This is a genomic window from Flammeovirga sp. SJP92 (assembly GCF_001583495.1).
Taxonomy (GTDB): Bacteria; Bacteroidota; Bacteroidia; order Cytophagales; family Flammeovirgaceae; genus Flammeovirga.
Genome location: NZ_LQAQ01000018.1, coordinates 291,846 through 317,126, shown reverse-complemented (window position 1 = coordinate 317,126; position 25,281 = coordinate 291,846). Strand labels below are relative to the sequence as shown.

Annotated in this window: 19 protein-coding genes; 11 read left to right on the top strand and 8 right to left on the bottom strand. The window is 35.3% G+C overall.

Annotation, left to right across the window (positions count from 1 at the left end; all coding sequences use genetic code 11):
• Positions 1-4: 4 nt before the first annotated feature.
• From AVL50_RS05080 to AVL50_RS05060, 5 genes are all read right to left on the bottom strand, one after another.
• Positions 5-790, bottom strand: coding sequence for a LuxR C-terminal-related transcriptional regulator (locus tag AVL50_RS05080; protein WP_062615391.1), 786 nt, complete (start codon positions 788-790; stop codon positions 5-7).
• A gap of 17 nt (positions 791-807) precedes the next feature.
• Complete coding sequence (locus tag AVL50_RS05075; protein ID WP_062615390.1) at positions 808-1,518, bottom strand: LuxR C-terminal-related transcriptional regulator; 711 nt, start codon at positions 1,516-1,518, stop codon at positions 808-810.
• Positions 1,519-1,681: 163 nt separating this feature from the next.
• Positions 1,682-3,007: an NCS2 family permease gene (locus AVL50_RS05070; RefSeq protein ID WP_062615389.1), complete on the bottom strand. Its 1,326-nt coding sequence runs from the start codon at positions 3,005-3,007 to the stop codon at positions 1,682-1,684.
• Positions 3,008-3,035: 28 nt separating this feature from the next.
• Complete coding sequence (locus AVL50_RS05065; protein WP_062615388.1) at positions 3,036-3,827, bottom strand: hypothetical protein; 792 nt, start codon at positions 3,825-3,827, stop codon at positions 3,036-3,038.
• An 8-nt stretch (positions 3,828-3,835) separates the two neighbouring features.
• Positions 3,836-4,207, bottom strand: coding sequence for a hypothetical protein (locus AVL50_RS05060; RefSeq protein WP_062615387.1), 372 nt, complete (start codon positions 4,205-4,207; stop codon positions 3,836-3,838).
• 236 nt (positions 4,208-4,443) lie between these two features.
• On the opposite strand from AVL50_RS05060, the gene AVL50_RS05055 reads away from it, so the two are divergent.
• The 11 genes from AVL50_RS05055 (at position 4,444) to AVL50_RS05005 (ending at position 22,490) form a co-directional block, all read left to right on the top strand.
• Positions 4,444-6,321, top strand: coding sequence for a WG repeat-containing protein (locus tag AVL50_RS05055; RefSeq protein ID WP_062615386.1), 1,878 nt, complete (start codon positions 4,444-4,446; stop codon positions 6,319-6,321).
• Between the two features lie 202 nt (positions 6,322-6,523).
• Complete coding sequence (locus tag AVL50_RS05050; protein WP_062615385.1) at positions 6,524-8,464, top strand: serine protein kinase; 1,941 nt, start codon at positions 6,524-6,526, stop codon at positions 8,462-8,464.
• Between the two features lie 75 nt (positions 8,465-8,539).
• Positions 8,540-9,721 (top strand): DUF444 family protein, encoded by a 1,182-nt coding sequence (locus tag AVL50_RS05045; RefSeq protein ID WP_062615384.1) that lies wholly within the window; start codon positions 8,540-8,542, stop codon positions 9,719-9,721.
• Positions 9,722-9,766: 45 nt separating this feature from the next.
• Positions 9,767-11,152 (top strand): SpoVR family protein, encoded by a 1,386-nt coding sequence (locus AVL50_RS05040; protein WP_062615383.1) that lies wholly within the window; start codon positions 9,767-9,769, stop codon positions 11,150-11,152.
• A gap of 178 nt (positions 11,153-11,330) precedes the next feature.
• Positions 11,331-13,115, top strand: a complete 1,785-nt coding sequence (locus AVL50_RS05035) for an ABC transporter ATP-binding protein (RefSeq protein WP_062615382.1) — start codon at positions 11,331-11,333, stop codon at positions 13,113-13,115.
• 196 nt (positions 13,116-13,311) lie between these two features.
• Positions 13,312-13,791 carry a nucleoside-diphosphate kinase gene (gene ndk / locus AVL50_RS05030; RefSeq protein ID WP_062615381.1) on the top strand — a complete coding sequence of 160 codons (480 nt, stop codon included), beginning with the start codon at positions 13,312-13,314 and terminating at the stop codon, positions 13,789-13,791.
• A 673-nt stretch (positions 13,792-14,464) separates the two neighbouring features.
• Complete coding sequence (locus AVL50_RS05025; protein ID WP_172826761.1) at positions 14,465-17,653, top strand: TonB-dependent receptor; 3,189 nt, start codon at positions 14,465-14,467, stop codon at positions 17,651-17,653.
• A gap of 13 nt (positions 17,654-17,666) precedes the next feature.
• Positions 17,667-19,238 carry a RagB/SusD family nutrient uptake outer membrane protein gene (locus AVL50_RS05020; RefSeq protein ID WP_062615434.1) on the top strand — a complete coding sequence of 524 codons (1,572 nt, stop codon included), beginning with the start codon at positions 17,667-17,669 and terminating at the stop codon, positions 19,236-19,238.
• A 13-nt stretch (positions 19,239-19,251) separates the two neighbouring features.
• Entirely contained in the window at positions 19,252-20,466 is a 1,215-nt protein-coding gene (locus AVL50_RS05015; RefSeq protein ID WP_062615379.1) for a glycan-binding surface protein, read from the top strand.
• Between the two features lie 359 nt (positions 20,467-20,825).
• Positions 20,826-21,590, top strand: coding sequence for a transporter (locus AVL50_RS05010; protein ID WP_062615378.1), 765 nt, complete (start codon positions 20,826-20,828; stop codon positions 21,588-21,590).
• Positions 21,591-21,824: 234 nt separating this feature from the next.
• Complete coding sequence (locus tag AVL50_RS05005) at positions 21,825-22,490, top strand: energy transducer TonB (protein ID WP_082795668.1); 666 nt, start codon at positions 21,825-21,827, stop codon at positions 22,488-22,490.
• Between the two features lies 1 nt (position 22,491).
• On the opposite strand, the gene AVL50_RS05000 is transcribed toward AVL50_RS05005, so the two are convergent.
• From AVL50_RS05000 to AVL50_RS04990, 3 genes are all read right to left on the bottom strand, one after another.
• Positions 22,492-23,085 carry a DNA-3-methyladenine glycosylase I gene (locus AVL50_RS05000; protein WP_062615376.1) on the bottom strand — a complete coding sequence of 198 codons (594 nt, stop codon included), beginning with the start codon at positions 23,083-23,085 and terminating at the stop codon, positions 22,492-22,494.
• Positions 23,086-23,260: 175 nt separating this feature from the next.
• Positions 23,261-24,859 (bottom strand): ribonuclease Y, encoded by a 1,599-nt coding sequence (gene rny, locus AVL50_RS04995; RefSeq protein WP_062615375.1) that lies wholly within the window; start codon positions 24,857-24,859, stop codon positions 23,261-23,263.
• Between the two features lie 90 nt (positions 24,860-24,949).
• On the bottom strand, positions 24,950-25,237 hold the full coding sequence (locus AVL50_RS04990) for a cell division protein ZapA (RefSeq protein ID WP_044207387.1): 288 nt from the start codon (positions 25,235-25,237) through the stop codon (positions 24,950-24,952).
• Positions 25,238-25,281: the final 44 nt, after the last annotated feature.

The window sequence follows — 25,281 nt, the reverse complement described above, 5'->3', positions numbered from 1 at the left end:
AGGGTTAAATCAGATTCTGTTTGAACGCTTCTGTGGCAAGATGTATGATGTTTTTCTTGTTATTTTTCTTTATCATATTTTTCCGGTGCCTGTTCACTGTTTCTACAGAAATCTCCAACGCTTTGGCCATGTCTTTGGTATTCAATCCTTTAATAACATACTGTAGAATTTCAAGTTCTCTGTTGGAAAGGTATAATTGTGTGTGATTTTCTTGTTTTTGATCTACCATAAGATCATAATGGTATTCTTCCTTATTCTTCAAATTATAAAAAGAAATTTTATGATCTTGTTCAACAAAAGTATGTGAAATATCGGTCACAATACATAAAAACTTCTTTATTCTGCCATCTATAATCTCAACAGGTATATTTTGTTGGAGATAGGAAGTGATTCTTTCACCGTCTTTTTTTGTTCTGAATATAAAACTGGATCTGAATAAAAAAGGATCTTGTTCGTTGAATAAAGTCAAATGCTTTTTGAACATCACATCAATGGCATTGATATAAATACTTTTATCTTCTTCTAGTAGGTAATTTTCTAGATCATAGAATAGAATATTCATTGAAGTTGGCACTCTTGGAACATCAAATTTGAAGCCTGCATTTTCTAGTAAAATAAAGCTTTGATCTTTAACATTAATCAGAAATTTTAATGATTTACCCGGCAGTATATAATCGTTTACGTTTTGAAAAGAATCATTTATAAAGTTTTTGTTCTTTAAATTTTTAATAAAGTAATCACAATTCTCTTTGTAAGTTTCTTGAATTTGTTCAATAAAATTGACTAACATTTATCTTTTGTTTTGTGTTAAAAGATTTTTTGAAGTATAGCCTTCTGAATAGCCACCATAATATTTGGTGTGTTTGTTTTAGAGATGATATTTTTTTTATGGGTTGAGATAGTATGTATACTGATGTTTAATTTATTGGAAATGATATTATTCGATTCACCTTCGGAAACTAATTTTAGTATTTCAATTTCTCTTTTTGACAGCTTTCGAATATTAATAACCTGCTCGAAGCTTTCTAAAGAGTCCACATGATAGAAGGACGGAAACTGTTGATCATGAGCAATAAAACTCAAATTGAATGCTCTCGTTCTATCGTATTTCTTCTTTATGATTTGATTGTATGCTAAAACATACTTTATACGGCCATCATCAGTCAGTTCAAGCACTCGTACCTGTACTAGACAAGGGTAAATATTTCCATCTTTATGTAAAAGAGGATAATAATAAAAAATAGTATAATGATGAATATATTCTTTGAAGTTTTTTACAAAGTGGGTAAGTAGTTCACCTAACGTTTTAATGATAGGACCGAAATCTTTAATTGGAGTTAAAAAGAAATCAGAGTTGAACAACGCTTCATTAATAGCGTATCCTGTCTCTTCTGTAAAAGAGGAGGGTAAATATTCGAATCTTAACTTTGTACAATCATATATATAATGAAAAGTATTGTTGCCAATACTCAAAAACTTTTTGTGATCTTCTAATATATTCTCAAAATCTACGGGCATGATAATAGTAGGGGTAAACCGTAACAAGTATAGAAAACAAGAGTGATAACCATTAACCAATGATAAACTGTAATAATAATGATTATAGTTCAATTTTACCAAAAAAAGCCAACAATATCTCCAAATAGTACTGTTGGCTTTTTGGTGAGTGTATTTATCAATGTTAGGCGATAGCCGAAATATATAGGTTAATTGCTGATAAGAGGCCAATTACCCACATTACTTTCGAGATTCTACCTACTTGTCCACTACAAATAGCAATTACTAAATAAGAGAGGAAACCGAAAGTTAAGCCATTACTAATGCTATAAGTCAGTGGCATAAGAATGATCGTTAAAAATGCAGGAGCACCTTCTACCAAATCATCAAACTTAATGGCTTTGATATTTTTAAACATATAAATGCCTACCATCACTAAAGCTGGAGCAGTAGCAAACGCAGGAACAATTGTCACAATAGGTGAGAATAATAATGCAATTGCAAATAACGCTGCGGTGAAAACAGAAGCTAAACCTGTTCTTGCTCCTTGAGCGATTCCTGATGCGGATTCAATATAAGTTGTCGTTGTAGAAGTGCCTAAAAGTGAGCCAATCACTGTTGCTACAGAGTCTGCTTCCAGAATTCTCCCAATCTTAGGGATGTTACCTTTTTTATCAACCATTTTAGCCTCGTAAGAACAAGCTACAATTGTACCTACTGAATCAAATAAATCCACAAACATAAAGGAGAAAATTGGAGCTATAAATGCAAGGTCCAAAGCACTCATAATATCTAGTTTAAATGCAATTGGAGCAATTGATGGAGGGATTGAAATGATTGATTTTGGCAGTGCAACTTCTCCCGTCATCATGCCGACTGCAGTCATTACAATAATGCCAATCAAGATACCACCTCTTACTTTCATTGTTTCTAATACAACAATAAAAACAAGACCAAGTAAGGCTATAATAGTTGGTGTACTCAAGTGCCCCAAAGAAACTAATGTGGCAGGGTTAGAAACCACTAATCCCATTCCTTTAAATCCAATAAAAGTGATGAAAAGACCAATACCTGCTGAAGTAGCTAATCGTAATGAAAGAGGAATGGCATTGACAATTTTTTCTCTTACACCAAGCACAGTCAATATGATGAAAGTGATACCTGACACGAATACAATACCCAAAGCTGTTTCCCATGATAATCCTCTACCTATGACAAGAGCATAAGTGAAAAATGCGTTGAGGCCCATGCCGGGTGCCATAGCAAAGGGTACTCTAGCCCAAAATGCGGCTAGTAATGTACCAATTAATGAAGCGACACATGTTACTGTAAACAAAGCGCCTTTGTCCATACCTGCATCACCCAAAATACTTGGGTTTACAAATAAGATATAGGCCATGGTAAGGAAAGTGGTGATACCGCCAATGGCTTCCGAACGGACCGTTGTATTGTGTTTTTTTAAGTTGAAGAAGTTTTCTAAGAAACTTCCCTTTTGATAACTTGTTTCCATTGTTGGAGTTGTTATTGAATTGATTTTATTACCAAGTAAGACGAACTGCCGCCTGAGGTGCAGTTACTGAAATGAATTCATTATAGTGCATATAAACATCCACACCGATTTCGAGTTTAGTAAATTCATCAGGCATAAAATGCTGACCCAAATTGTAAAGTACTCTTGGCTGTGCAAGGAAATCTGTTCCCCAATAGTAATGTTCCTTACCATTTGGAATGAAATCAAAGAAACCTTGTAAACGAAGACCAATTTTTCTAGATAAAGGAATGTCATAAACACCTGTAATTTGAGCTAAATGATCCGTATTTTCTGCAAAAGTAGAGGCCTTATAGTAGACCATTAACTTAAGGAAAGTATCATAGTTTGACGTCTTGAAAGTCATACCCACACCACCTAATAGCGCATAAAAACTAGAATAAGAGACGTTCAATTGACCTTCAACAGAAAAATCTTTAAAGATCCAGAAACCAAGATCTTTACCTGTGATTTTGTTCAGTGACAACCATGGCGACCATTCAGTATACAATCTTATAGGGCCGTTGTGTGTTACATTTCCATCAAAATCAGTATCAGGAATCATGTTGTCAGCAGCCATAAAGTTGATAAAGGCGTAATTCCCACCATAACTCCACTCAGAAACGTGATCCAATGTGATCAGCCACATATTTCCGTTTTCAGTATTGTTACCGAACTGAAAATCTTTGTTGCCAGAACCGTAAGCCACCTGCCCGAAAGTAGAATTGAAATTCTGAGCATCTGCGGTTTGAAAAGTTAGTAGAGGAAGTGCGAATAATACGAAAGATAATAAATGTTTCATATGTAGTTTTAAATAATGAATAGATCAAAAAAAGGATAATCTTGCCTGATACATTGCTGTACGGTTAGATTATCCTTATTATAAAATATAGAGTAGGAGTATAGTGATCGATTATCTTCATTGTATGAATGATACCTTTCACAGTCTCCTTTACTTCGAGAAGCATCGATGATTCTGCCTAAAAAACTGGCAAACATTAAAGCAATTCTGTTTACAGTGAAATGATGATCAGGCATTTTTTCTGAATTGATAGCATAATGGTGAGAAATAGGAGAGTATAAGCCTTTCATTGCAAAAAAAGGACCTTTAATTCCTTTTCTTAACAAAAATAGATAGGCTAACCTTCTTTTCAAGAAGCTTTTTGTTTCTTTAAATTTCATCCAATCACACTACGAATAACATTGCCTACAAAATTATTAAATTCGTGAAGATTAGGATAAAATATTTAAATAATAAATATAAACAAAAAAGGAAGTAATAGTATTATTTTTGATTTCTATAGAATAGATATATGCAGGGTAGTTATTTTAAAGATTAGAATATATAAAGGGTATTTCAAAAGATTTTTTTGATTTTCCCTTACCCAGTCAATTTAATTTTTACTACATCCAGTCTTATGAAGTTTTCGTTACTCCTTGCATTAAATTTACTTTTATCAATTGTTGCTCCTCAAAAACTAATTCCTGTGGAAAAAAATGGCAAATGGGGATACTGCGATCAAAATAGAAATCTGATTATTAATTATTCATATGAAAGTGTTACCCCGTTCAATTCAATTGGAGTCGCTATAGTTTCTAAAGGAGAAAAATATGGAATGATTGGAAAAGATAATCAATGGAAAGTCAAAGCGAAATATGCAGGCATACGGTTTACGTTAGAAGAGAATGAAATAATTGCAAAGAATTCAAAAGGTAAGTATGGTATTTTAAACATTGATGGCGATAAACTATTAAGTTTTGAGTATGATAGTATTAAGCCTTTTGATCATAATCATTCCTATTTGGCGTATAAAAACAATCTTTGTGGCCTTTATAATACGAAGTTGGAAAAGTGGAACTTGCCTATGAAATACACTGCACTTTCTTTTAATGAGTATGGTCTTTTGGAGGCAATGACTGACAATACATTAGGAGTTGTAGATAAGAGCGATTATTCTATGTCTTCTTCTGGTATAATGATGAACAAGACTAGAGGAAATGACGCATTAAAATCAATAAATTTTGAACAATGGGAGGACTTAACTGTTATAATGACAAATAATGGTTACAACATTATGAATAAAGCGGGGAAAGCACAATTAACAGAACATACTGATAAAGTAATCAAAAAGATAAACTCAGAATATTATAACTCTCATGGTTTTAAGCTTCCTTATAATGCAAAATTTATTGCCGGAGATGTTGTTTACTTAGAAACCTCCAATCACAAAGTAGAAGAACACAGATTAGATGAATATCTGGTAAAAGAAAAAAAAGAGGATGATGAGATTTTAATTAAGCATGTTCCGAATTCACGGAAATATGCATTGTATAGAGAAGGTGATAAAATATCTTACGAATACGATTCCATCATGGCTTTCAATAATGATTTCGTACAAGGTATATCGTATGCCGGTGATGAGAGAAACATTGCCCTATTGCCAGTGGCAGATAACAGTCAAAAGAAAATTAGACCTGCTGTGGAGGATTTTGAATCCATTGTCAATTATATACCTAATACAGATGATTCTACAAGGGAATGGGTCATTTTGATGAACGGTGAAGAGAAACAAGGCATTTTTGACCTGACTACACAAAAGTTTGTCGTTCCCCTGAAATATGAACAGCTTTTTATCCCTTTTGTAGAAAGTTATGGGCTAGCATTAGTTGGACATTCAGAAGATCAGTTTGCTTTTTATGATATACACCTTCAAAAGCAAGTGACCGATATGAAATACGATGCAAACATCTCTATGGAATGTATAGATCAAGGTTATTTGTTTTTAGAAAGAACGGGAGGAAATGGAGAATCTGAAAGGGTATTGGACATTTATTCATTGAATGAAAAAAAACTAACTGGAAGGAAGATAGATGGATATAATATAATCAAGAGAAAGGAAAAAGGATCTGTTCATTACAGTAATAATAATAATGGATGGGAAACCAATCTTGATTATGAGTTAAGTGAGTTTGCCCCTGATAATTATGCTTATTATTTTCTTCAAGATCAAGGAGGAGGAAAGGTTGCGATAGGTTTTTTAGACCAGAATTTTAATAGTCAGATCCCTCTAAAATATGCTACTATAGAATTTGGAGGTCCGAATAATCCATATTTGAGAGTAACAGATTTTGAATTTAATGAGGGAATTATTGATGTTAATGGTAAAATAGTGATTCCATTGGGCAAATATTCTACAGTAGGAGCGATGCAAGATGGAATTGCACCCGTTGAAGATTTGGATGGAAATAAGTTTTTCGTCAATAATAAAGATGAAAGGTACATTGTAAAACCTTGATATTTAACACATTATTAGTTGTTAATGCGTTAGTTACTTCGTATATTAAAATACAAGTACTCATTTTACTCTTATTGTATCCAATTAAAAACAGATTTAACGATACTATTATTTTAACCCATACTACATTTTGACAGTAATGTTTCTCAATTGTACAAAAATTAGAAACATCGTTACATAATGAAACCAAAAAGAAACAACTATGAATGCCGCAAATGATCAAAATGAATTCAAAAAGCTTTTTGACTCTTTCCGTAAAGAAAAAGGTAAAGCGGAAGAGAAAATCACATTTTTGGATTATCTAGAGATTGTACAAAACAAAAATGATTTGGCCGATCTCGCACACAAAAGAATGTATAAGGCCATCACAAAAGATGGTGTTTCTCACCTTGATACCGACAAGGACGTAAGACTTCGGAGAATATTTGGTGCCCATACCAAGTTGAAAAGCTACAAGTTTTTTGAAGATGAGTTTTTCGGAATTGAGAAGGTATTACAGAAAATCGTTAGATATTTTCATTCCGCTTCATTGAAGGGGGAGGAAAGCCGACAAGTACTATTTTTAGTAGGGCCTGTAGGTGCAGGTAAATCTTCATTGATTGAAAAATTAAAATCAGGACTGGAAAAATTGAGTCCTTTTTATTTCCTTGAAGGTTCACCAATGAATACCAATCCACTATGTGCCATACCTCCTGAATTGCGTCCAGAAATGGAAAGCCGATTAGGTGTGGAAATTGAAGGAGAATTGGACCCGGTAACACAATTCAAACTGGATCATGAATTAAAAGGAGATTTTACAAAGTTCAATGTCATTAAACGCGATTTTAGTATCCGTAAAAGACATGGTGTGGGCATGGTACCTCCTGTAGATCCTAATAACCAAGATACATCAGTTTTAATCGGTTCTGAAGATATTTCAAAACTAGACCGTTACAGTGAAGACGACCCAAGAGTATTGACACTGAATGGTGCTTTCAATGTAGGTAACAGAGGTTTAGTAGAGTTTATTGAGGTGTTTAAAAATGAAATCGAATACCTGCATGTAATGTTGACCGCCACTCAAGAAAAAAGAATTCCTGCACCTGGTAAGCATGGTATGATTTATTTTGATGGTGTGATTCTAGCACACTCCAATGAAGCAGAGTGGAACAGGTTCAAGGCCGATCATACCAATGAAGCTATTTTAGATAGAATTGTAAAAATTGAGGTGCCTTATGTACTTGAGATTTCAGAGGAGATAAAAATCTATCAGAAAATCATCAATAAGTCGGATTTTAACGCGCACATCGCTCCTCACTCATTAGAGATTGCTTCCATGTTTGCTATTCTTACAAGACTGAAACCAACCAATAAATGTGACCTTCTAACCAAGTTGAAATTATACAATGGCGATGAAGTGACAGAAAATGGTCAGTCGAAAAGAATCAATGTACTGGAACTGAAAGAAGAACATGAGGACGAGGGAATGAGTGGTATTTCAACTCGTTTTATCATGAAAGCGTTGGATAACGCACTTTCTGATACAGAGACAAATACTATTCATCCAATTGCTGTTTTGGATGCTTTACAGACAAAGTTGAAGGAAGAACCTTTGGCAGGAGATGTGAAGAGTCATTATATGGATATTCTGAAAGATATCCTTTATAAGGAATACCTGAAAATGCTGGAAAGCGATATTACAAAAGCCTTTGTGCATGCTTATGATGAACAGGCGGAGTCATTGTTCCAGAATTACCTTGATCATGTAGAAGCGTATGTATTGAAGCGTAAAGTCCAAGGTCAAAATAATGAGGAAATGGAGCCGGATTTAAAATTCTTAGGTTCAATCGAACAGCAAATAGGAATAGCAGGAACTGCTGCGGATGGTTTCAGACAGGATGTAATGAGTTATGTAACGCATATTTTAAGACGAAATGGTGCTTTACATTACACTAGTTATGAGCCATTGAAAGAGGCTATTGAGAAGAAATTAATGGCATCTGTCAAAGATATCACTCGAATTATTCTCAAAGCGAAGACAAGAGATGACGGTCAAATGAAAAAATACAATGCCATGGTAGAACAGATGATTGCCATGGGGTATAATGAGGAAAGTGTAGAGGCAGTATTGTCATTTGCATCCAATAACCTTTGGAAAGACTAAGGATTCTAATAAAAAGAGCATGTGAAAAGCATGCTCTTAATATTATTGAGAATTTAGAATTTAACTTAGTAAAGCATGGCTATTTTTAAAGAATTTAGTAAACAGAAGAGAGATAGGTCTGTGGCTGACCGACAACGCCATAAAGAATTAGTCAAAGACAAAATCAAGAAAGGAATCTCAGATGTTATAGCAAATGAATCCATTATTGGACAATCTAAGGACAAAAAGATCAAAGTACCCATTAGAGGTTTGAAAGAGTATCGATTTGTGTATGGTTCCAATAAAGGAAAAGGCGTTGCACAGGGTACTGGCAAAGAACAGAAAGGACAGGTAATTCAAGATCAATCTGGACAGCCCCAAAAAGGGAAAGGAAAAGGAGAGGCCGGGGAAGATGCCGGAGAAGATATATACGAAACAGAAATTTCCTTAGAAGAAGCAGTGGAGTTGATGTTTGAAGATCTGGAACTGCCTGACATGGATCAGAAAAAGTACTTCCAATCTGAAACTGAAGTGTTGCGGAAATTAGTAGGTTATCAGAAAAAAGGGATCCGAGCACGTTTGTCTAAAAGGAAAACGATGATGAATCGTATCAAGAGGATGAAGGCAAAAGGTATTGACAGTACAGAGTTAAAACAATCTGAAGAAACGTTTCCATTCCATAATGATGATCTTGTTTATAGAAGACTTCAGGTAGATATTGAAGAGCATTCTAATGCAGTGATCTTATGTTTGATGGATACTTCAGGTTCCATGGATCAGACCAAAAAGTATCTAGCACGGAGCTTTTATTTTATGCTTTATACCTTCCTGCAGTCCCGTTATGAAAATACTGAAATTGTATTTATTGCCCATCATACAGAAGCCAAGGAAGTAACCGAAGATGAGTTTTTCCATAAAGGAGAATCCGGTGGTACTAAAATTTCATCGGCTTATATAAAGGCATTAGACATAATAGAAGATCGGTATAATCCCGCTCTTTGGAACATTTATGCATTTCATTGTTCCGATGGAGATAATTTCGCATCGGACAACAAATTGGCCATTGAGTCAGCGGAGAAACTCACTCAAGTATGCAACTTGTTTGGTTATGGTGAGATCAAGCCTGATATGGGTTATTCATGGTCTACGATGCTTGATGAATTCAAAAAAATAGAAGAAGAAAACTTTGTTTGCTTGAGAATGAGGTCAAAAGAGTCTGTTTGGCCCGCTTTAAAGAAATTCTTGAACAAAGACAGAAGTAATACAATGATGGATTAATGAACAGACCAATGATCAATCATTAATTCTAAAAATATAAATAATATGGATTGGTCCTTAGATGATTTAGCTCGTTGGAATGATAAAATAGAAGAAATTGCACAAGAATGTGGCTTGGATTATTATCCACAGGAATTTGAGGTGTGTGACTACCATGACATGATTGGTTATCAATCTTATGTGGGAATGCCTTCAAGATATCCACATTGGAGTTTTGGGAAATCATTCGAAAAACAAAACACCCTTTATAAAATGGGAGCCCAAGGATTGGCCTACGAAATGGTAATTAACTCAGATCCTTGTCTAGCTTACTTGATGATTGACAATCCACTGTCAATGCAAATATTAGTAATGGCCCATGTTTATGGCCACAATGACTTTTTTAAGAATAATATTAATTTCTCTCATACTCGACCAGAATTTGTTCTTGAAAACTTTAAACTTCATGCCGATAGAATCCGCTCTTATATAGAAACACCAAGCATTGGTTACAAAGGAGTGGAGAGGATTTTGGATGCAGCACACGCCATAAGTTTTCATGTAGATCGAAATCAAAGAATTGTTCGTTTGTCAGAGCAAGAACAGAGAAGCCATTATTATGGTGCTTTGAATAAAGATAAAACGTATTGGGATGAGCTGAAAATTAAGGAAGAGGATGAAGAATTTATTCCTTCTTTATCAGAAGATTTGATTCTGTTTTTGATTGAGAACAGTCGATTCCTGGAAGATTGGGAAAAAGATATTCTCAATATTGTAAGGGAAGAAACACTTTATTTTCTTCCTCAAATGGAAACCAAAATTATGAACGAAGGCTGGGCAAGTTTCTGGCATTATACCATTTTACATAAACTAAAGTTGCCTCCTGCCATGCATGTGGATTTTATTCGTTCTCATAATCAAGTGATTCGTCCACATGTAGGAGGCTTAAATCCTTATCATATTGGTTTCAACATTATGGCACATTTGGCAGGGAAAAAGGACATGTTTGAATATGAAATTAATCCTCAGATTTTTGATGTGAGAGAAGTAGACAGAGATGTATCTTTCTTAAGACGTTTTCTGACGCGGGAACTCATGGAGGAATTGGGTCTTTTTGAATACCAAAGAAATAACGGTAGAATATCAGTCAGTAATATTTCAGATGATATGAAAGGCTGGAAAGAGGTACGTGATACTTTGATTGCTCAGACAGGTACTGGAAGTATTCCAATTATTAAAGTGAAAGGCATTGCACCTTTGAACAACACGTTACAATTGGTGCATGAATTTGACGGCAGAGAATTGGAATTAGGTTACGTGCATAAAACCATGCAGCACATTGGGACACTTTGGTCTGACTTTCCCGTGAAATTGGAAACAAATGTGGAAGGAAACAAAGTAATATGTACTTATCAAAAAGGTGAATTTACGGTAGAAACTGATTCTGAATAGTAAATTATAGATACATTCGTCACCGAAATAATAATGATTTAGATCCCTAAAAAAGCTTCATACTTAAAAAATGAAGCTTTTTTGGTATTAATAATAGGTCATTTTGTATTTTATTGGTGATTTAAATTACTTTTGCAGACGGTATTAAGTAAAGAATGTTTTGGGAATATTTAGAAACATGGCGCGTAAAGATTCTGGAGAGAAGAAAAAACAGCGTTTAGACAAAGGAAGTATAAAAAAACTGAGAGGCATTTTCCGATTTATGATGCCTTACAAAGGTGTTTTTACATTGGGTTTAATCAGTCTTTTCTTTTCAAGTACAATTTTATTGGCACTGCCTAAATTGATTGGTGTGCTGATGGATACTGCACAAGGAAAGGTGACAATTCCATGGTTGCCGGATCTAACATCTGTAGGACTGGCTTTAATGGCTGTTTTATTGTTTCAAAGTATATTTTCATTTCTAAGAGTATACTTTTTTGCAAAAGTAAATGAAAATGCAATTGCAGATATTAGGAAGGCACTTTATCAAAAGTTCATGTCTCTTCCAATGTCATTTTATGATAAAAATCGTTCGGGTGAACTATTCAGTAGAATTACATCAGATGTATCGGTTTTACAAGACACATTTTCTACAACATTAGCAGAGTTGTTTAGACAAATTGCTACATTGGTATTTGGTGTTTCCATTTTATTTTATGAAAATCCTAAGTTGTCGTCTATTATGATTCTCAGCTTTCCAGTCTTGATTATTTTTGCTATTATTTTCGGAAAGTTTATCCGTAAGCTGTCAAAAAGTACACAAGATGAGTTAGCAAACGCTAATATTGTAGTAGAAGAAACGATCCAATCTATTGGTACTGTAAAAACATTTGCCAACGAGGAATTCGAAATCAAAAGATACGGTAATAATTTATCAAAAGTGGTAGATATTGCTTTAAAATCAGCTACTTATAAAGGTACTTTTATTTCATTCATCATTTTCGTATTGATGGGTGGTATTTTAGGAGTACTTTGGTACGGTACATATATGGTTTCAGTGGATGAAATTTCAATTGGCAGTTTGACTACTTTTGTACTTTATACAATGTTTATTGGTGGTTCTTTGGCAGGCTTGGGAGATATTTATGGTACACTCCAAAAAGCTGTTGGAGCAACGGATAGAGTTGAGGAAATTTTAGCGGCTGATTCAGAGCACGAGATTGACAAAGAGAATATTCCAAAATTAGAAGGTAAGATTAGTTTCAAGAATGTAAAATTCTCTTACCCTACGCGTAAGGAAATTGAAGTCCTTAAAGGCGTTGATTTAGAAATAGAAAAAGGTGAGAAGGTAGCTTTAGTGGGTAAATCAGGTGGAGGTAAATCTACAATAGCGCATTTACTACAGCGTTTTTATGAGATTGACAGCGGAGATTTGTTGATTGATGGAAAGTCTTCAAAAGATTATAATTTGATTGGCTTCAGAAAGCATGTAGGTGTAGTACCTCAGGAAGTATTATTATTCGGTGGTTCAATTGCAGAAAATATTGCTTATGGTAACCCAGAAGCTTCGGAAGCGGAAATTATTGAAGCAGCTCGAAAAGCAAATGCCCTTGAATTCATCAAATCTTTCCCTGAAGGTATGCAAACTTTAGTTGGAGAAAGAGGAGTGAAGCTTTCTGGAGGTCAGCGTCAAAGAATTGCCATTGCAAGAGCAATTCTGAAAGATCCCTCAATTTTGATTCTAGATGAAGCAACATCTGCTTTAGATATTGAATCGGAGAAGTTGGTACAAGAAGCGTTGGAAACACTGATGGAAGGCAGAACAAGTTTGATTATAGCACACAGACTTTCTACTATACGCAATGCTCACAAGATTGCCGTATTGGAAGGAGGGAAAATTGCAGAAATTGGAAATCATAATGATTTAATCAGTGAATCAGATGGTGCATATGCCAAGTTGATTCAGATGCAAGAGTATTAAAATTACCTTAAGAATATCTGTAATTCAAAATACAAAAGCTAGAAATGAGGACAACTCCTTGTTTCTAGCTTTTTTTTCTTGTGTAAAAAGGAACTTTAATATAAGTTTGTTTAGTACAATTGAATTGATCCCTATTACGTTAGGCTGAAATTTAATTAATGGCCAAAAATAAATTAAACACTAAACAAAAAAACATATGTTTCAAGATAACTATGCTCCACAAAAAGGAACCTTTACCTTCACAATGATCAAACCCGGTGAAGAAAACCAAGACTACGTTGGAGAGATCCTTACAATGATCCATGAAGCAGGCTTCAGAATCCAGGCCATGAAAATGGTTAGGCTAAGAACAAAACAAGCAGAAATGTTTTACCGTCACTTATCAGATCAGCCTTTTTATCAAGATGTAGTAAAATACATGACATCAGGGCCTGTTATTGCGGCAGTACTTGAAAAAGAGAATGCTGTTCTTGATTACCGTAAACTAATTGGTGCAACTGACCCTACAAAAGCAGAGGAAGGTACAATCCGTAAACGATTTGCTAAATCAACAGATAGAAACGTTGTACATGGTTCAGACTCTGATGACAATGCGGCAGAAGAGGCTTCATTCTTCTTCTCATTTAGTGAAAGATATAATAAAGACGGTCATTGTTTCTTCGGTTGGGGAAAATAAAAAGCAACGACAGGTTTTTAACTTAAATAAAAAAGCAGTGCTTCAAAATATTGAAGTACTGCTTTTTTTATGTGTAAGATTGATTTTTTTAAATGATAAATGTAATCCCATTTCATTTGCCTTTAAATTTGAATTCTTTATAGATAAGTGTTTCAAGTACGTGTTATTCTAGTTGAATGTGTTTAATGTTCTCATTTCATAAATAATGTAGTAATAGGTAATGAAGAGTTAAGATGTTGTTATTCAGTTTTTTATTGTTCAATGGTAGTAATAATGTAGTATAAATATCGTAAAATTGAATTATGTATTATTTGATGACCTAATTATAATATTCTTAACATTGCTATAGAAATTTTAACAGCTGTTATATCTACACTTTACATCATGAAAATTTGTTTAAGTATGAAATGATTGAAATTCGACACTATAAAGAGCTACTAGAAAACACCATATGTTACTTTCATAAGTAAGTAATTTTTTATGACTACAAGTTTTTCTTTTTTATAAATCTATTACTACAAATGATAAAATAAGATTAAAAATACTATAGTATCTCTATATAGCTAGTTCTCTATTGAAATGAAAACCCTTTATAAGTATTTCTTATCAAGGTAGGACGTGGTACGATAAATAAAGCAAATTAATCGATTCTATTTATTACATGTCTTTTGAAATGAAAAACTATCGCTTATCAAAGAAAACAAACATGCAGTATTATAACTCTAATAGAAATATTAAATTATTAATGTTTCTAATATCTCTGCTGTGCTCTCTTCAACTATATGCACAGGAAAGAGTCATCACAGGGCAAGTACTAGATGGTGCAGACCAATCACCTATTCCAGGTGTAAACGTAGTGGTCAAAGGAACTACGCTGGGAACAGTGACTGATTTTGACGGTAATTACAAACTAGTATCAGATAATCCCATCACAGAATTAATCTTCACATATGTAGGTTATAAAGACCTCATCAAATCGGTGGGCACTTCCGGTGTCATTAATGTAAGCCTAGAGGCTGATTTGGAACAGCTTGAAGAAGTAGTGGTTGTTGGTTATGGCCAAATGAAAAAGTCTGACCTTACAGGATCTTTAGTTTCAGTTGAAGGAGAAGCTTTACAGAATACAGTCTCAACATCCATGGATCAGGCATTGGCAGGTAGAGCAGCGGGTGTAGTGGTTACACAAAACTCAGGACAGCCTGGTGGTGGCGTATCGATTAAAATACGTGGTTCAAGTTCTTTTGGTAGCAATGAACCGTTGTATATTATTGACGGTGTGCCTATTTCTGGTAATGCACAAGGGACAAGCTCAGGATTTGGCTGGGCTGGCGGTGGAGATGGTCAGACAGCGGTAAACGCTTTGTCAGCCATTAATAATAATGATATTGAATCAATTGAAGTATTAAAAGATGCTTCAGCAACTGCAATTTATGGATCAAGAGCAGCTAATGGCGTAATCCTAGTAACAACAAAATCGGGTAAATCCGGAAAGACAAACATTTCTTACGACGCCTTTTTTGCATTACAAGAAGTGCCTAAAAAATTGGATGTATTGAACCTGAGAGATTTTGCAGAGTACAACAAAGAAATCGATGCGGAATACAATAGAGATACTGATCCTTACTTAATGGATCCTTCTATTTTAGGAGAAGGAACAAACTGGCAAGATGAAATTTTTAGAGTAGCTCCTATGCATAGTCATAATTTGAGTTTAACAGGTGGAAATGATAAAACTACTTTTGCTACTTCATTGAGTTACTTGGATCAAGAAGGTATTATCATTGGTTCTGGTTTTCAAAAGCTGACTGGTAGAGTGAATTTGAATCACAAAGCGACGGATTGGTTTAAAATTGGAGCTTCTGTAAACTATGGTAACACTACAGAGCAAATTACATTGAACGATGATATTGATGGTGTTATTTCATTGTCATTGAGACAGCGCCCTGATATTCCAGTGAAAAATATTGACGGTTCTTGGGGTGGCCCAAGACCAGAAGATGGCATCAATTTCCTTAATCCTGTGGCTCAAGCGCAACTAAGAGATATGAGTTTAGAGCGAATGAAGCTTTTTGGTAACGTAAATGCAGAAGTAAACCTTCATAAGAATCTTAAGTTCAGTACAAAATTAGGTTATGACTTTGGTATTACGAACAACTATGGCTTTGATCCTACTTATGAGATTGGAAGCGTTGTAAATAATGTAAACAAGGGTAGAAAACAAGTAGATCAAAGTAAATATTGGATTCTAACTAACTTCTTGACTTATTCTAAAAACTTTAATGATAAGTTCAAACTGACAGCAATGTTGGGACAGGAAGCACAAGAAAGTTCTTGGGAAGGCGTGATGGCTTTCAGAAGTGATTTTGTATCTAATGATATTACTGAAATTAATGCAGGTGATGCAGAAACAGCTCAAAACTCTGGTTATAGTGGAAGCCACGCTCTAGCATCTTACTTTGGTCGTGGTCATATCGATATCTTAGATCGTTATATGCTGACAGCAACATTCCGTTATGATGGGTCATCTAACTTCGATAGTGGTAAAAAATGGGGTTTCTTCCCGTCATTTGCGTTTGCATGGAAAGTGAAAAATGAAAACTTCATGCAAAGTGTAAGCAAAATCAGTGACTTGAAGTTGAGAGTTGGATACGGTGAAGTGGGTAATCAAGATACTGGAGGTGGATATAAGTATGGAGTTGGTTTGACAAATTATGCTACAAAATGGGGGATTGGTTTACTGCCAACTAATTATGCAAACCCTAATTTACAATGGGAAACATCAAGATCTTACAACATTGGTGTAGACTTAGCGATGTTTGAAAATAGATTGGAATTGATCACTGAACTTTATCAGAAAAATACATCAGACCTGCTAATGCAGTTGCCACTTCCAATGTATATGGGGTCACAAGGTTTTGGTTCAATTACATCGCCATATACAAACATTGGAGAGATTTCTAACAAAGGGGTGGAAGTGACATTAAATACTGTCAATACAACTGGAGCCTTGAAATGGAACACAGGTATTACCTTAACAGTCAATAGAAATGAGATTGTAAAAGCAAGTGGACAATATTTAGATGGAAAAGTGCAGTATGACAGAGATCACATTACAAGATCTGGTGAAGGACAGCCTGTTGGTTTATTCTATGGTTACGAAGTAGAAGGTATTTTCCAAGATGCAGCAGATGTTCAGAACCACGCTCAACAATCAGATAAAATTGACAGATATAGTGGCACATGGGTAGGAGATCTTAAGTTTAAAGATCAAAATAATGATGGTGTAATCAATGAAGAAGATATTACTTACATTGGCGATCCAAATCCTGATTTTACTTTTGGTATCAACAACACTTTAAGCTGGAAAAACTTCGACCTGAATTTAATGCTGACAGGTAGTGTAGGAGGAGAAATCTTCAACTATACTAGAATGATGACAGAAGAGATGAAAGGTGGTACAAACCAATCGGCAGCAATTAAGAATAGAGCAATCTTATCAAGTAATGATAATTCAATTGAAGGAGTGACACTTGTAAATCCTGATGCATCTTTACCAAGAGCAGCGTTAGGTGATCCCAATGCCAATAACCGTATCAGTGATCGATACATTGAAGATGGTACTTATTTACGTATCCAGAATTTATCAATTGGTTACAATCTTCCAAGAAGATTGACAAGCAGAATGCACTTGACAAAATTAAGAGTGTATGTCAATTTCCAAAACTTGTATACTTTCACAAACTATTCTGGGTATGACCCTGAGATTGGTAACTATAACCAAAACCCTCTTCTTCCTAACGTAGACAACGGTAACTATCCTTCTCCAAGAATCTACACAATGGGATTGAATGTCAACTTCTAAACGATCTAGAAAAATGAATTTGAAAAGAAATATATTGTTATTCATTACAGCTGTAGTATTAGGAGCCTGTAGTGAAGAGTTTCTAAACCGTCCACCTGAAGATGCTATTACACAGGATTCTTTCTATCAATCAGAGAAAGAATTAAAAATGGCGACAGCAGCACTATACAACATTGTTTGGTTTGATTATAACGATAAGGCAAACTTTGCAATCGGTGATGGTGGAGGAGGTAATTTTGCAACAAATGATGCGGGTTATGATGCATTCTGGAGATTTGCAGTAACAGGTACAACACCAACGTTGGTAGAGGCTTGGAGATCACTTTTTGTAGTAATTGGACAATCCAATAGTGTGATTCGTAATATCAATAATAATGCAGCTGAAAGTATTCCTGTTGAAGCTAAAAACCAAGCAATTGCTGAGGCTCGTTTTATGAGAGGTGTTGCTTATATGCAACTTGGCTTATTGTGGAGAGAAGTGCCTATTATTGAAGACAATGTATCCTTAATTGAAGATCCAATTATTCCTAAAAACACGGCAAGTAGTGTATTTCAATTTGTTATCAATGATTTGACATTTGCTTCAGAAAATTTACCAGAAACAGATGATCCAGGTAGGGTAACAAAATGGTCTGCTAAAGGAATGCTAGCTAAAGCGTATTTGTACAGGTCTGGCTTGGGTCAAAATGGAAGCCGTAATCAGGCGGACTTGGATATGGCCAAATTACATGCAGGTGAAGTTATCAGACAGAGTGGTCTGGTATTAATGGAAAATTATAACGACCTCTACAAGTTAGAAAACAACAATAGTCCAGAAAGTTTATTTGCTTTCCAGTGGGTAGTCAATGGAGGTTGGGGTACGCAAAACACACACCAAGCTTATCTTGCTCCTGAAGGGAAACTTACCGGTGTAGGTGATGGTTGGGGTGCAGGCGGTGGCGCCTCTCCAAGTATGCAAGCACTTTATGAGGCTGGTGACCAAAGGAGACAAGCCACTTTTATGTACAAAGGTGATTTTTATCCAGAGTTATTACAAAGTGAAGGAGGATATCTTTATGATCTGGAAACAGCACCTGCAGCATCTTCTGTAAAGAAATATGTGATTGGTACTCCAGATGACAACGATGGAGAAGTAGCATTCATGCGTACAAGTTTGAATACCTACATGCTTAGACTTTCAGAAGTTTACTTAACATACGCTGAAGCTGCAATGGGAAATAATACTTCTACATCAGATGCGGATGCTTTACAGTATTACAATGCGGTTAGACAGAGAGCAGGACTTGAAGCAAAATCTGTAATGACTTGGATGGATATTTTTAATGAGAGAAGGGTAGAATTTGCGATGGAGGGACATTTCTGGTACGATTTAGTACGTTGGAGCTTCTTTGATGCATCGGCAGTGGTAAGCTATTTGTCAACACAAGACCGTGGTTCTTATACTTGGGAAGATGGTACTCCTGTTTTGGATTCAAGAACATATACAGTGGTTGAATCAGACTTGATCTTACCTTACCCTGAAGCTGATGTAGTGAATAATCCTTTATTAAAAGAGGATGCAGTTGAGTATAATTTCGATAATTAAATTTAAGAAAATCATGAGAAGATTATTTCTTCCAATATATATAATTGTTGCATTGGTAATGCAAGGATTATTCACCTCTTGTACAGAAGAAACAGAGGATGCTCCAGCCATCTCAATGGTCCGATATACAAATCCAGACAATGCAGAGCAGGATCTATCAGAAGTGGGACTCGGTGAAGTGATAGCTATAATGGGAAAAGGGTTAGGTTCTACTTTCAAAGTGACATTGAATGGTATGGAGCTGTTCTTAAATCCCGTTTATGTGACGGATGCAAGCGTTATTATCACAGTTCCTGATGATGTGCCAACAGTGGCAACAGACGCTACGGTTTCTAATAAATTGATCATGACTACTGATATGGGAGTAGTGGAGAGAGATTTAATTGTATTGCCTCCGGCACCTTCAATTGAAGGAATAAGTAATGAGTTTGCAAAAGGAGGAGACTCTTTTACACTATCAGGAAAATATTTCTATTTCATTGAGAAAGTGATTTTCCCAGGCGGTGTAGAAGTTACTGAAGGGTTTGATGTGAATGATGATGCAACTTCTTTGACCATAACAGTTCCTGGAGGAATCACTGAAGCGGGCACTGTAGAAGTGGTTACAGCTTCTGGTACATCTTCTGCTGCACCAAGACATCGATTCAATGATACAGAAGGTATGGTTTGTAACTTTGATGATCTCAATATTTTCTCATGGGGTGTTGGCCCTGATGCTTTCAAGACTGAAAACGGTATTGATGGTGTTTATGTACACACTTATCAGGATAGTCCTATCACTCCAAGTTCTTGGTGGAATAACAATTGGGTGATCGCACTCAATGGATATGGAGCACAAGGGCTTCAAGGATCAAGTAGTGATTATGCTCTGAAGTTTGAAGTCAATGTTGGAGTACCGCTAAACAGTGGGCGAATTCAAATGCAATTTATCAGTGACAGTGGTCCCCATTTCTTATGGAAACCTTGGGAGGTGAACAAAGACATGACTCGTTATTGGGAATTTACAGGAGACCGAGAGCCTTATCAAACAGATGGATGGGAAACAGTGGTTATACCATTAGACTTATTCCGTTCTAATGGAGGTAGTGGCACACCAATCAGTTCTGTATCTGAGATTGATGGTCAGGCTATCCGTTTTGCACTTCAAAATGCTGATGCACCAGAAGGTGAGGAGATTCCAGTTTTAGATATCAAATATGATAATATACGTATTGTGAAAATCAAATAAAACGGTTTTCACTTCCTGCAAAAACACTGAAGGAGAAATCTTTTATGAATTTTGAAATTGTACTTTGGTAAGCGAAGTATAAATACTAGATCAAAAGTTTGTTTTCTTTTAATTCAGTATAGTCTAGAGGCTGCTCATTTTGGGTAGCCTCTTGTATTAATAGTCCGGTTGTAAATTAATTTATCATCAAGTTTTTTTGATATTACTAATGACAATAGAAACTAGATGAATATTGAGTTTGTAATACAAGGGCTGATAAGGTATAAATATCTCTTTATTTTATTAGACTTTACTGTGATCTTGTTAAAAGAGTATTTTGTTTTTATTTAATTTGGCTCGAATATTTACTTTGATCTATTATGAAATACAAATTATTACTTTTTACTATTACTCTATTTTTTATATCAAACTTCACTTTTGGTCAATTCAGTGAGACAATATCTTCCGATAGGCCTGGACAGACTTACAGTTCCACCACTTTGGGCAAACATGTAATTCAGATACAAACAGGAGTCAATTATGCTGAAAATAGCGGTGACACTGAAATGAAAACGATCAAGAGTAATACTTTCTTGAGGTTCGCTATAAGTGAAAGATTTGACATAGAAGCATTAGTAAACTACACCAATGATAAAGTAACTAGCCAAGGAGAAACTACTGTGGTAGGGAATGGTATTAGTGACACTGAATTGGGTTTTAAGTATAGTGTACTAGAGAATGACGGTTGGATTCCAAGTCTGGCATTTCAAGGGAGAGTACTGACAAGGTTAGTAGATAACGATTATGAAAGATCGTCAGCAGGTATGTTGATGAACGTTGCCACGCAAAATCAAATTAATAGTTGGCTTGCTTACAATATGAATGTAGGAGTAACTTTTCCAAGGAGAGGTATCTCTAAATATATCATTCCAGCTACTTTTAATTTCTCAGCATCAATCAGTAATAAATGGGGTGCTTTTATAGAACTCTATGGTAATTTGAATGACTTTGAACCTAATGTGGATGGAGGATTCTCTTTTTTAGTGACCGATGATTTTATGCTGGACCTTTATGGAGGTTTTGGAGAAAAGACATGGTTTATGGAAGGGGGATTGTCTTATAGAATTAAATGGAGAGAAGATTAAATTTGCAAAATGCATATCTTCTTCCTTAATTTACAATAACTACTCTATCAGCTCATTGCTAACATTTTGAATGTTATTTCGTTTAAAACTAGGAGTAGTGGCTTTAATTTAAAGTCTTCGCCAGAAATATAATATATTTTCACTGAGCTTATATATACGTATGTGTACCTACAAATAATAAAACTACAAACAATACGTTATATATCTACAAGCCGTACAAAGACACTCGTTAATATGAAATTTCTACTACTATTACTACTGATCGTCATTAATATGCCGTTCAATGCTTCGGCTCAATTAACACCTGAAGAAATATCTAAAGACTATATTCGCTATGCATATGAGTTATTAGAACAAGAAGAATTTGACAAGGCATTAATTAAAACTGACGAAATTATAGCTCTTTTACCAAGAACTACTTCCGAGATCCAATACATCAGATCTTTGGCACACCATCATTTAAATTTAAATGACATAGCAAAGAATGAAGTGATGGAAATGTACAATTATCCCATGACAGAAGAGTTGAGGATGCACGCCAATGAGTTATCTATGTTGCTGGATCATGAAATGAAAACAGCTTCTGCTGAAGATTCAGATATTATTTATTCTATGCCAGAGACTTCTGCATCTTATCCTGGAGGTATGGGAGAGTTTTACAGCTGGTTTCACGCTACCTTTGAAGCCAATGACGCCAACCAAAAAGGGAAAGTATTTGTAGAGTTTATAGTGAATAAGTATGGTAAGTTAGAAGGAATAAAAATTCTCAAAGGTATAGAGTCTGAGATTGATAGACAGGTTATCACTGTTTTACAAAGTTCACCAAAATGGATGATTGCTCAGCAGAATGGTAAACCTGTACAACAGAAAATGGTTTTACCTTTTACGGTAGAATATTGATTTAAGCTCTAGGTCTTGCGAGTTGTTGCACTTCTTTGTGTCTAAAACAATCCACTGTATGGTCATTGACCATCCCGACACCTTGCATGTAAGCATAGCATGTAATGCTTCCCACAAACTTAAAACCTCTTTTCTTTAGATCTTTACTCATTCTATCGCTGATTTCCGTTTTCGTAGGAACCTCTTCCATCGTTTTCCAGTTGTTTTGAATGACTTTATGGTCTGTAAACTGCCAGATATAATCTTTAAAAGTCCCGAACTCTTCCTTCACTTTTAAATAAGCTTTTGCATTCGTGACAATCGCTTTAATTTTCAGCTTATTTCTGATAATCCCTTTCTCTTGCATTAAGGCTTCCAAATAGTCATCACTAAATTCAACGATGGCTTCAGCTTCAAAATTCTCAAAAAGTTCTTGGTAGTTTTTCCTTTTGAGTAATATAATATGCCAACTCATGCCGGACTGTTGCCCCTCAAGACATAGCATTTCAAAAAGTTTACGATCATCATATACAGGAACTCCCCATTCTGTATCATGATAGTCTTGGTCTATTTGATGCTGTTTAGACCATTCACATCTAGTTTTGTTATCACTCATATATAAATCTTTTAGAGAAGAGTTAATAGTACTTTTTTGAAAAGATAGGTTCATGGTGAGATCCATTATATTCTAACTTTTCATACTTTGACACTTCTTGTTTTTTAGGTTTGAAAAATAAAAAAAGGTCGGCTTAATAAAAAACCGACCTTCAAAAATATAATTTTATCTGTAATTACTTCGCAAAGTGTACTGAACGAGTTTCACGAATTACAGTTACTTTGATCTGTCCAGGGTATTGCATTTCTGTTTCGATCTTGTTGGCAATATCAAATGATAATTGTCCAGCATCTTGATCAGGAACTTTATCTGCATCTACCATTACACGTAATTCTCTACCTGCTTGGATTGCATAGCATTTGTGAACCCCTTTGAAGCTCATTGCTAAACCTTCTAATTCTTTCAGACGTTGGATGTACGATTCCATCATTTCACGTCTAGCACCAGGTCTAGAACCACTTACAGCATCACATGCTTGAACGATAGGAGAAATAAGCGTAGTCATTTCGATCTCGTCGTGGTGAGCACCAATTGCGTTGCAAACCTCAGGACTTTCACCATATTTCTTCGCTAGGTTCATACCTAAGATTGCGTGAGGTAGTTCTGGCTCTTCTGGCCAAACTTTACCAATATCGTGAAGAAGACCGGCACGTTTTGCTACTTTAGAGTTTAAGCCAAGCTCAGAAGCCATTGTGCTTGCTAAGTTAGAAACCTCTCTAGAGTGCTGTAATAAGTTTTGACCATAAGAAGAACGGAAACGCATTCTACCAACCAATTTGATCAATTCAGGGTGTAAACCATGAATACCCAAATCGATAACAGTACGCTCACCGATTTCTACGATCTCGTCTTCAATGTTTTTCTTTGTTTTAGAAACAACTTCTTCGATGCGAGCAGGGTGAATACGGCCATCAGCTACCAATCGGTGTAACGAAACTCTTGCAATCTCTCTTCTTACAGGATCGAAACCTGAGATGATAATAGCTTCAGGAGTGTCATCAACAATGATCTCAACCCCAGTACTTGCTTCTAAAGCACGTATGTTTCTACCTTCTCTACCAATGATTTTACCTTTCAGTTCGTCACTTTCTAGGTTGAAAATAGAGACACAGTTCTCGATTGCCTGTTCAGCAGCAGTTCTTTGAATTGCAGTGATAACAGTTTTACGAGCCTCTTTAGTTGCAGTCATCTTCGCTTCTTCCATGATATTCTTGATATGCATAGAAGCCTTAGTGCGTGCCTCATCTTTTAATGCTTCCACAAGTTGCTCTCTAGCTTCTTCCGCTTTTAAGTTCGCTACTTTTTCAAGTTGCTCTACTTGCTTCAAACGAAGTTGTTCTGCTTCTTCTTTTGCCTTAAAAGTAAGTTGTTTTTGATGTGCTAATTCTTCAAAGCGTTGCTCCATTTCCTGATCTTTCTTTTTGAAAGATTCAATCTGCTTTGCAATAACTGCTTCTTTCTGCTTGTGCTTTGCTTCCTGTTGTTTTAAACGGTTTTCGAACTGTTTTAACTTGTTCTCGTTGACGTTTAGTTGATTCTTTCTTTTTGCCGTTTCAGAATCAAAATCTTGTTTCATTTTTAAGAATTTCTCTTTCGACTCAACAAGTTTTGATCTTTTGATGCTCTCCGCTTCCTTCTTTGCATCTTTTACAATGTCTTGAGCTTTGTCTTTAGCGGCTGTTTCCATGCCTTTTAAGACCTTCACCAATAAAAATCTGCCAATTGCTACTCCAATAAGTAGACTGACAACGGCAGCTAAAATTATTTGTTCCATGTTGTACGTACAGATGTCTGTGCGTAGTTCGGTGACTACAGTTGATTAATATATATATTCAGGAACTACAAGATCAAAAAAGAAGAAATATTAAGGTAAAATTTCGTCTAATTGTTTATTGATATCATTCACACGACTAGCGATATTTTGTAACTCCTCTTGTTCTTTCAAAGCTTCAACAACAAAATCAAATGCAGTAATAACAAGTAGATCTTTCATATCTACACCAGAGAGATTTTGACGTTTTTCATCCACAATCTGATTTAAACGCTCTGCTGCTTTTTTTAGCAGATGCTCTTCAGATTTACTGGCTTTAACGTTGTATAATTTGCCACAAATGTTCAGTTGTATGCTCTCTTTGGTGGATCTTAATCCCATGTTTAGTACTACAAGTTTTTTTGGTTATCACCCCATTAGGGTAG

Bases quoted from the DNA above. Each gene is read 5' to 3' on its own strand.
- AVL50_RS05080 (WP_062615391.1), bottom strand. From the start codon at position 790: ATGTTAGTCAATTTTATTGAACAAATTCAAGAAACTTACAAAGAGAAT.
- AVL50_RS05075 (WP_062615390.1), bottom strand. From the start codon at position 1,518: ATGCCCGTAGATTTTGAGAATATATTAGAAGATCACAAAAAGTTTTTG.
- AVL50_RS05070 (WP_062615389.1), bottom strand. From the start codon at position 3,007: ATGGAAACAAGTTATCAAAAGGGAAGTTTCTTAGAAAACTTCTTCAAC.
- AVL50_RS05065 (WP_062615388.1), bottom strand. From the start codon at position 3,827: ATGAAACATTTATTATCTTTCGTATTATTCGCACTTCCTCTACTAACT.
- AVL50_RS05060 (WP_062615387.1), bottom strand. From the start codon at position 4,207: ATGAAATTTAAAGAAACAAAAAGCTTCTTGAAAAGAAGGTTAGCCTAT.
- AVL50_RS05055 (WP_062615386.1), top strand. From the start codon at position 4,444: ATGAAGTTTTCGTTACTCCTTGCATTAAATTTACTTTTATCAATTGTT.
- AVL50_RS05050 (WP_062615385.1), top strand. From the start codon at position 6,524: ATGAATGCCGCAAATGATCAAAATGAATTCAAAAAGCTTTTTGACTCT.
- AVL50_RS05045 (WP_062615384.1), top strand. From the start codon at position 8,540: ATGGCTATTTTTAAAGAATTTAGTAAACAGAAGAGAGATAGGTCTGTG.
- AVL50_RS05040 (WP_062615383.1), top strand. From the start codon at position 9,767: ATGGATTGGTCCTTAGATGATTTAGCTCGTTGGAATGATAAAATAGAA.
- AVL50_RS05035 (WP_062615382.1), top strand. From the start codon at position 11,331: ATGGCGCGTAAAGATTCTGGAGAGAAGAAAAAACAGCGTTTAGACAAA.
- ndk (WP_062615381.1), top strand. From the start codon at position 13,312: ATGTTTCAAGATAACTATGCTCCACAAAAAGGAACCTTTACCTTCACA.
- AVL50_RS05025 (WP_172826761.1), top strand. From the start codon at position 14,465: ATGAAAAACTATCGCTTATCAAAGAAAACAAACATGCAGTATTATAAC.
- AVL50_RS05020 (WP_062615434.1), top strand. From the start codon at position 17,667: ATGAATTTGAAAAGAAATATATTGTTATTCATTACAGCTGTAGTATTA.
- AVL50_RS05015 (WP_062615379.1), top strand. From the start codon at position 19,252: ATGAGAAGATTATTTCTTCCAATATATATAATTGTTGCATTGGTAATG.
- AVL50_RS05010 (WP_062615378.1), top strand. From the start codon at position 20,826: ATGAAATACAAATTATTACTTTTTACTATTACTCTATTTTTTATATCA.
- AVL50_RS05005 (WP_082795668.1), top strand. From the start codon at position 21,825: ATGAAATTTCTACTACTATTACTACTGATCGTCATTAATATGCCGTTC.
- AVL50_RS05000 (WP_062615376.1), bottom strand. From the start codon at position 23,085: ATGAGTGATAACAAAACTAGATGTGAATGGTCTAAACAGCATCAAATA.
- rny (WP_062615375.1), bottom strand. From the start codon at position 24,859: ATGGAACAAATAATTTTAGCTGCCGTTGTCAGTCTACTTATTGGAGTA.
- AVL50_RS04990 (WP_044207387.1), bottom strand. From the start codon at position 25,237: ATGGGATTAAGATCCACCAAAGAGAGCATACAACTGAACATTTGTGGC.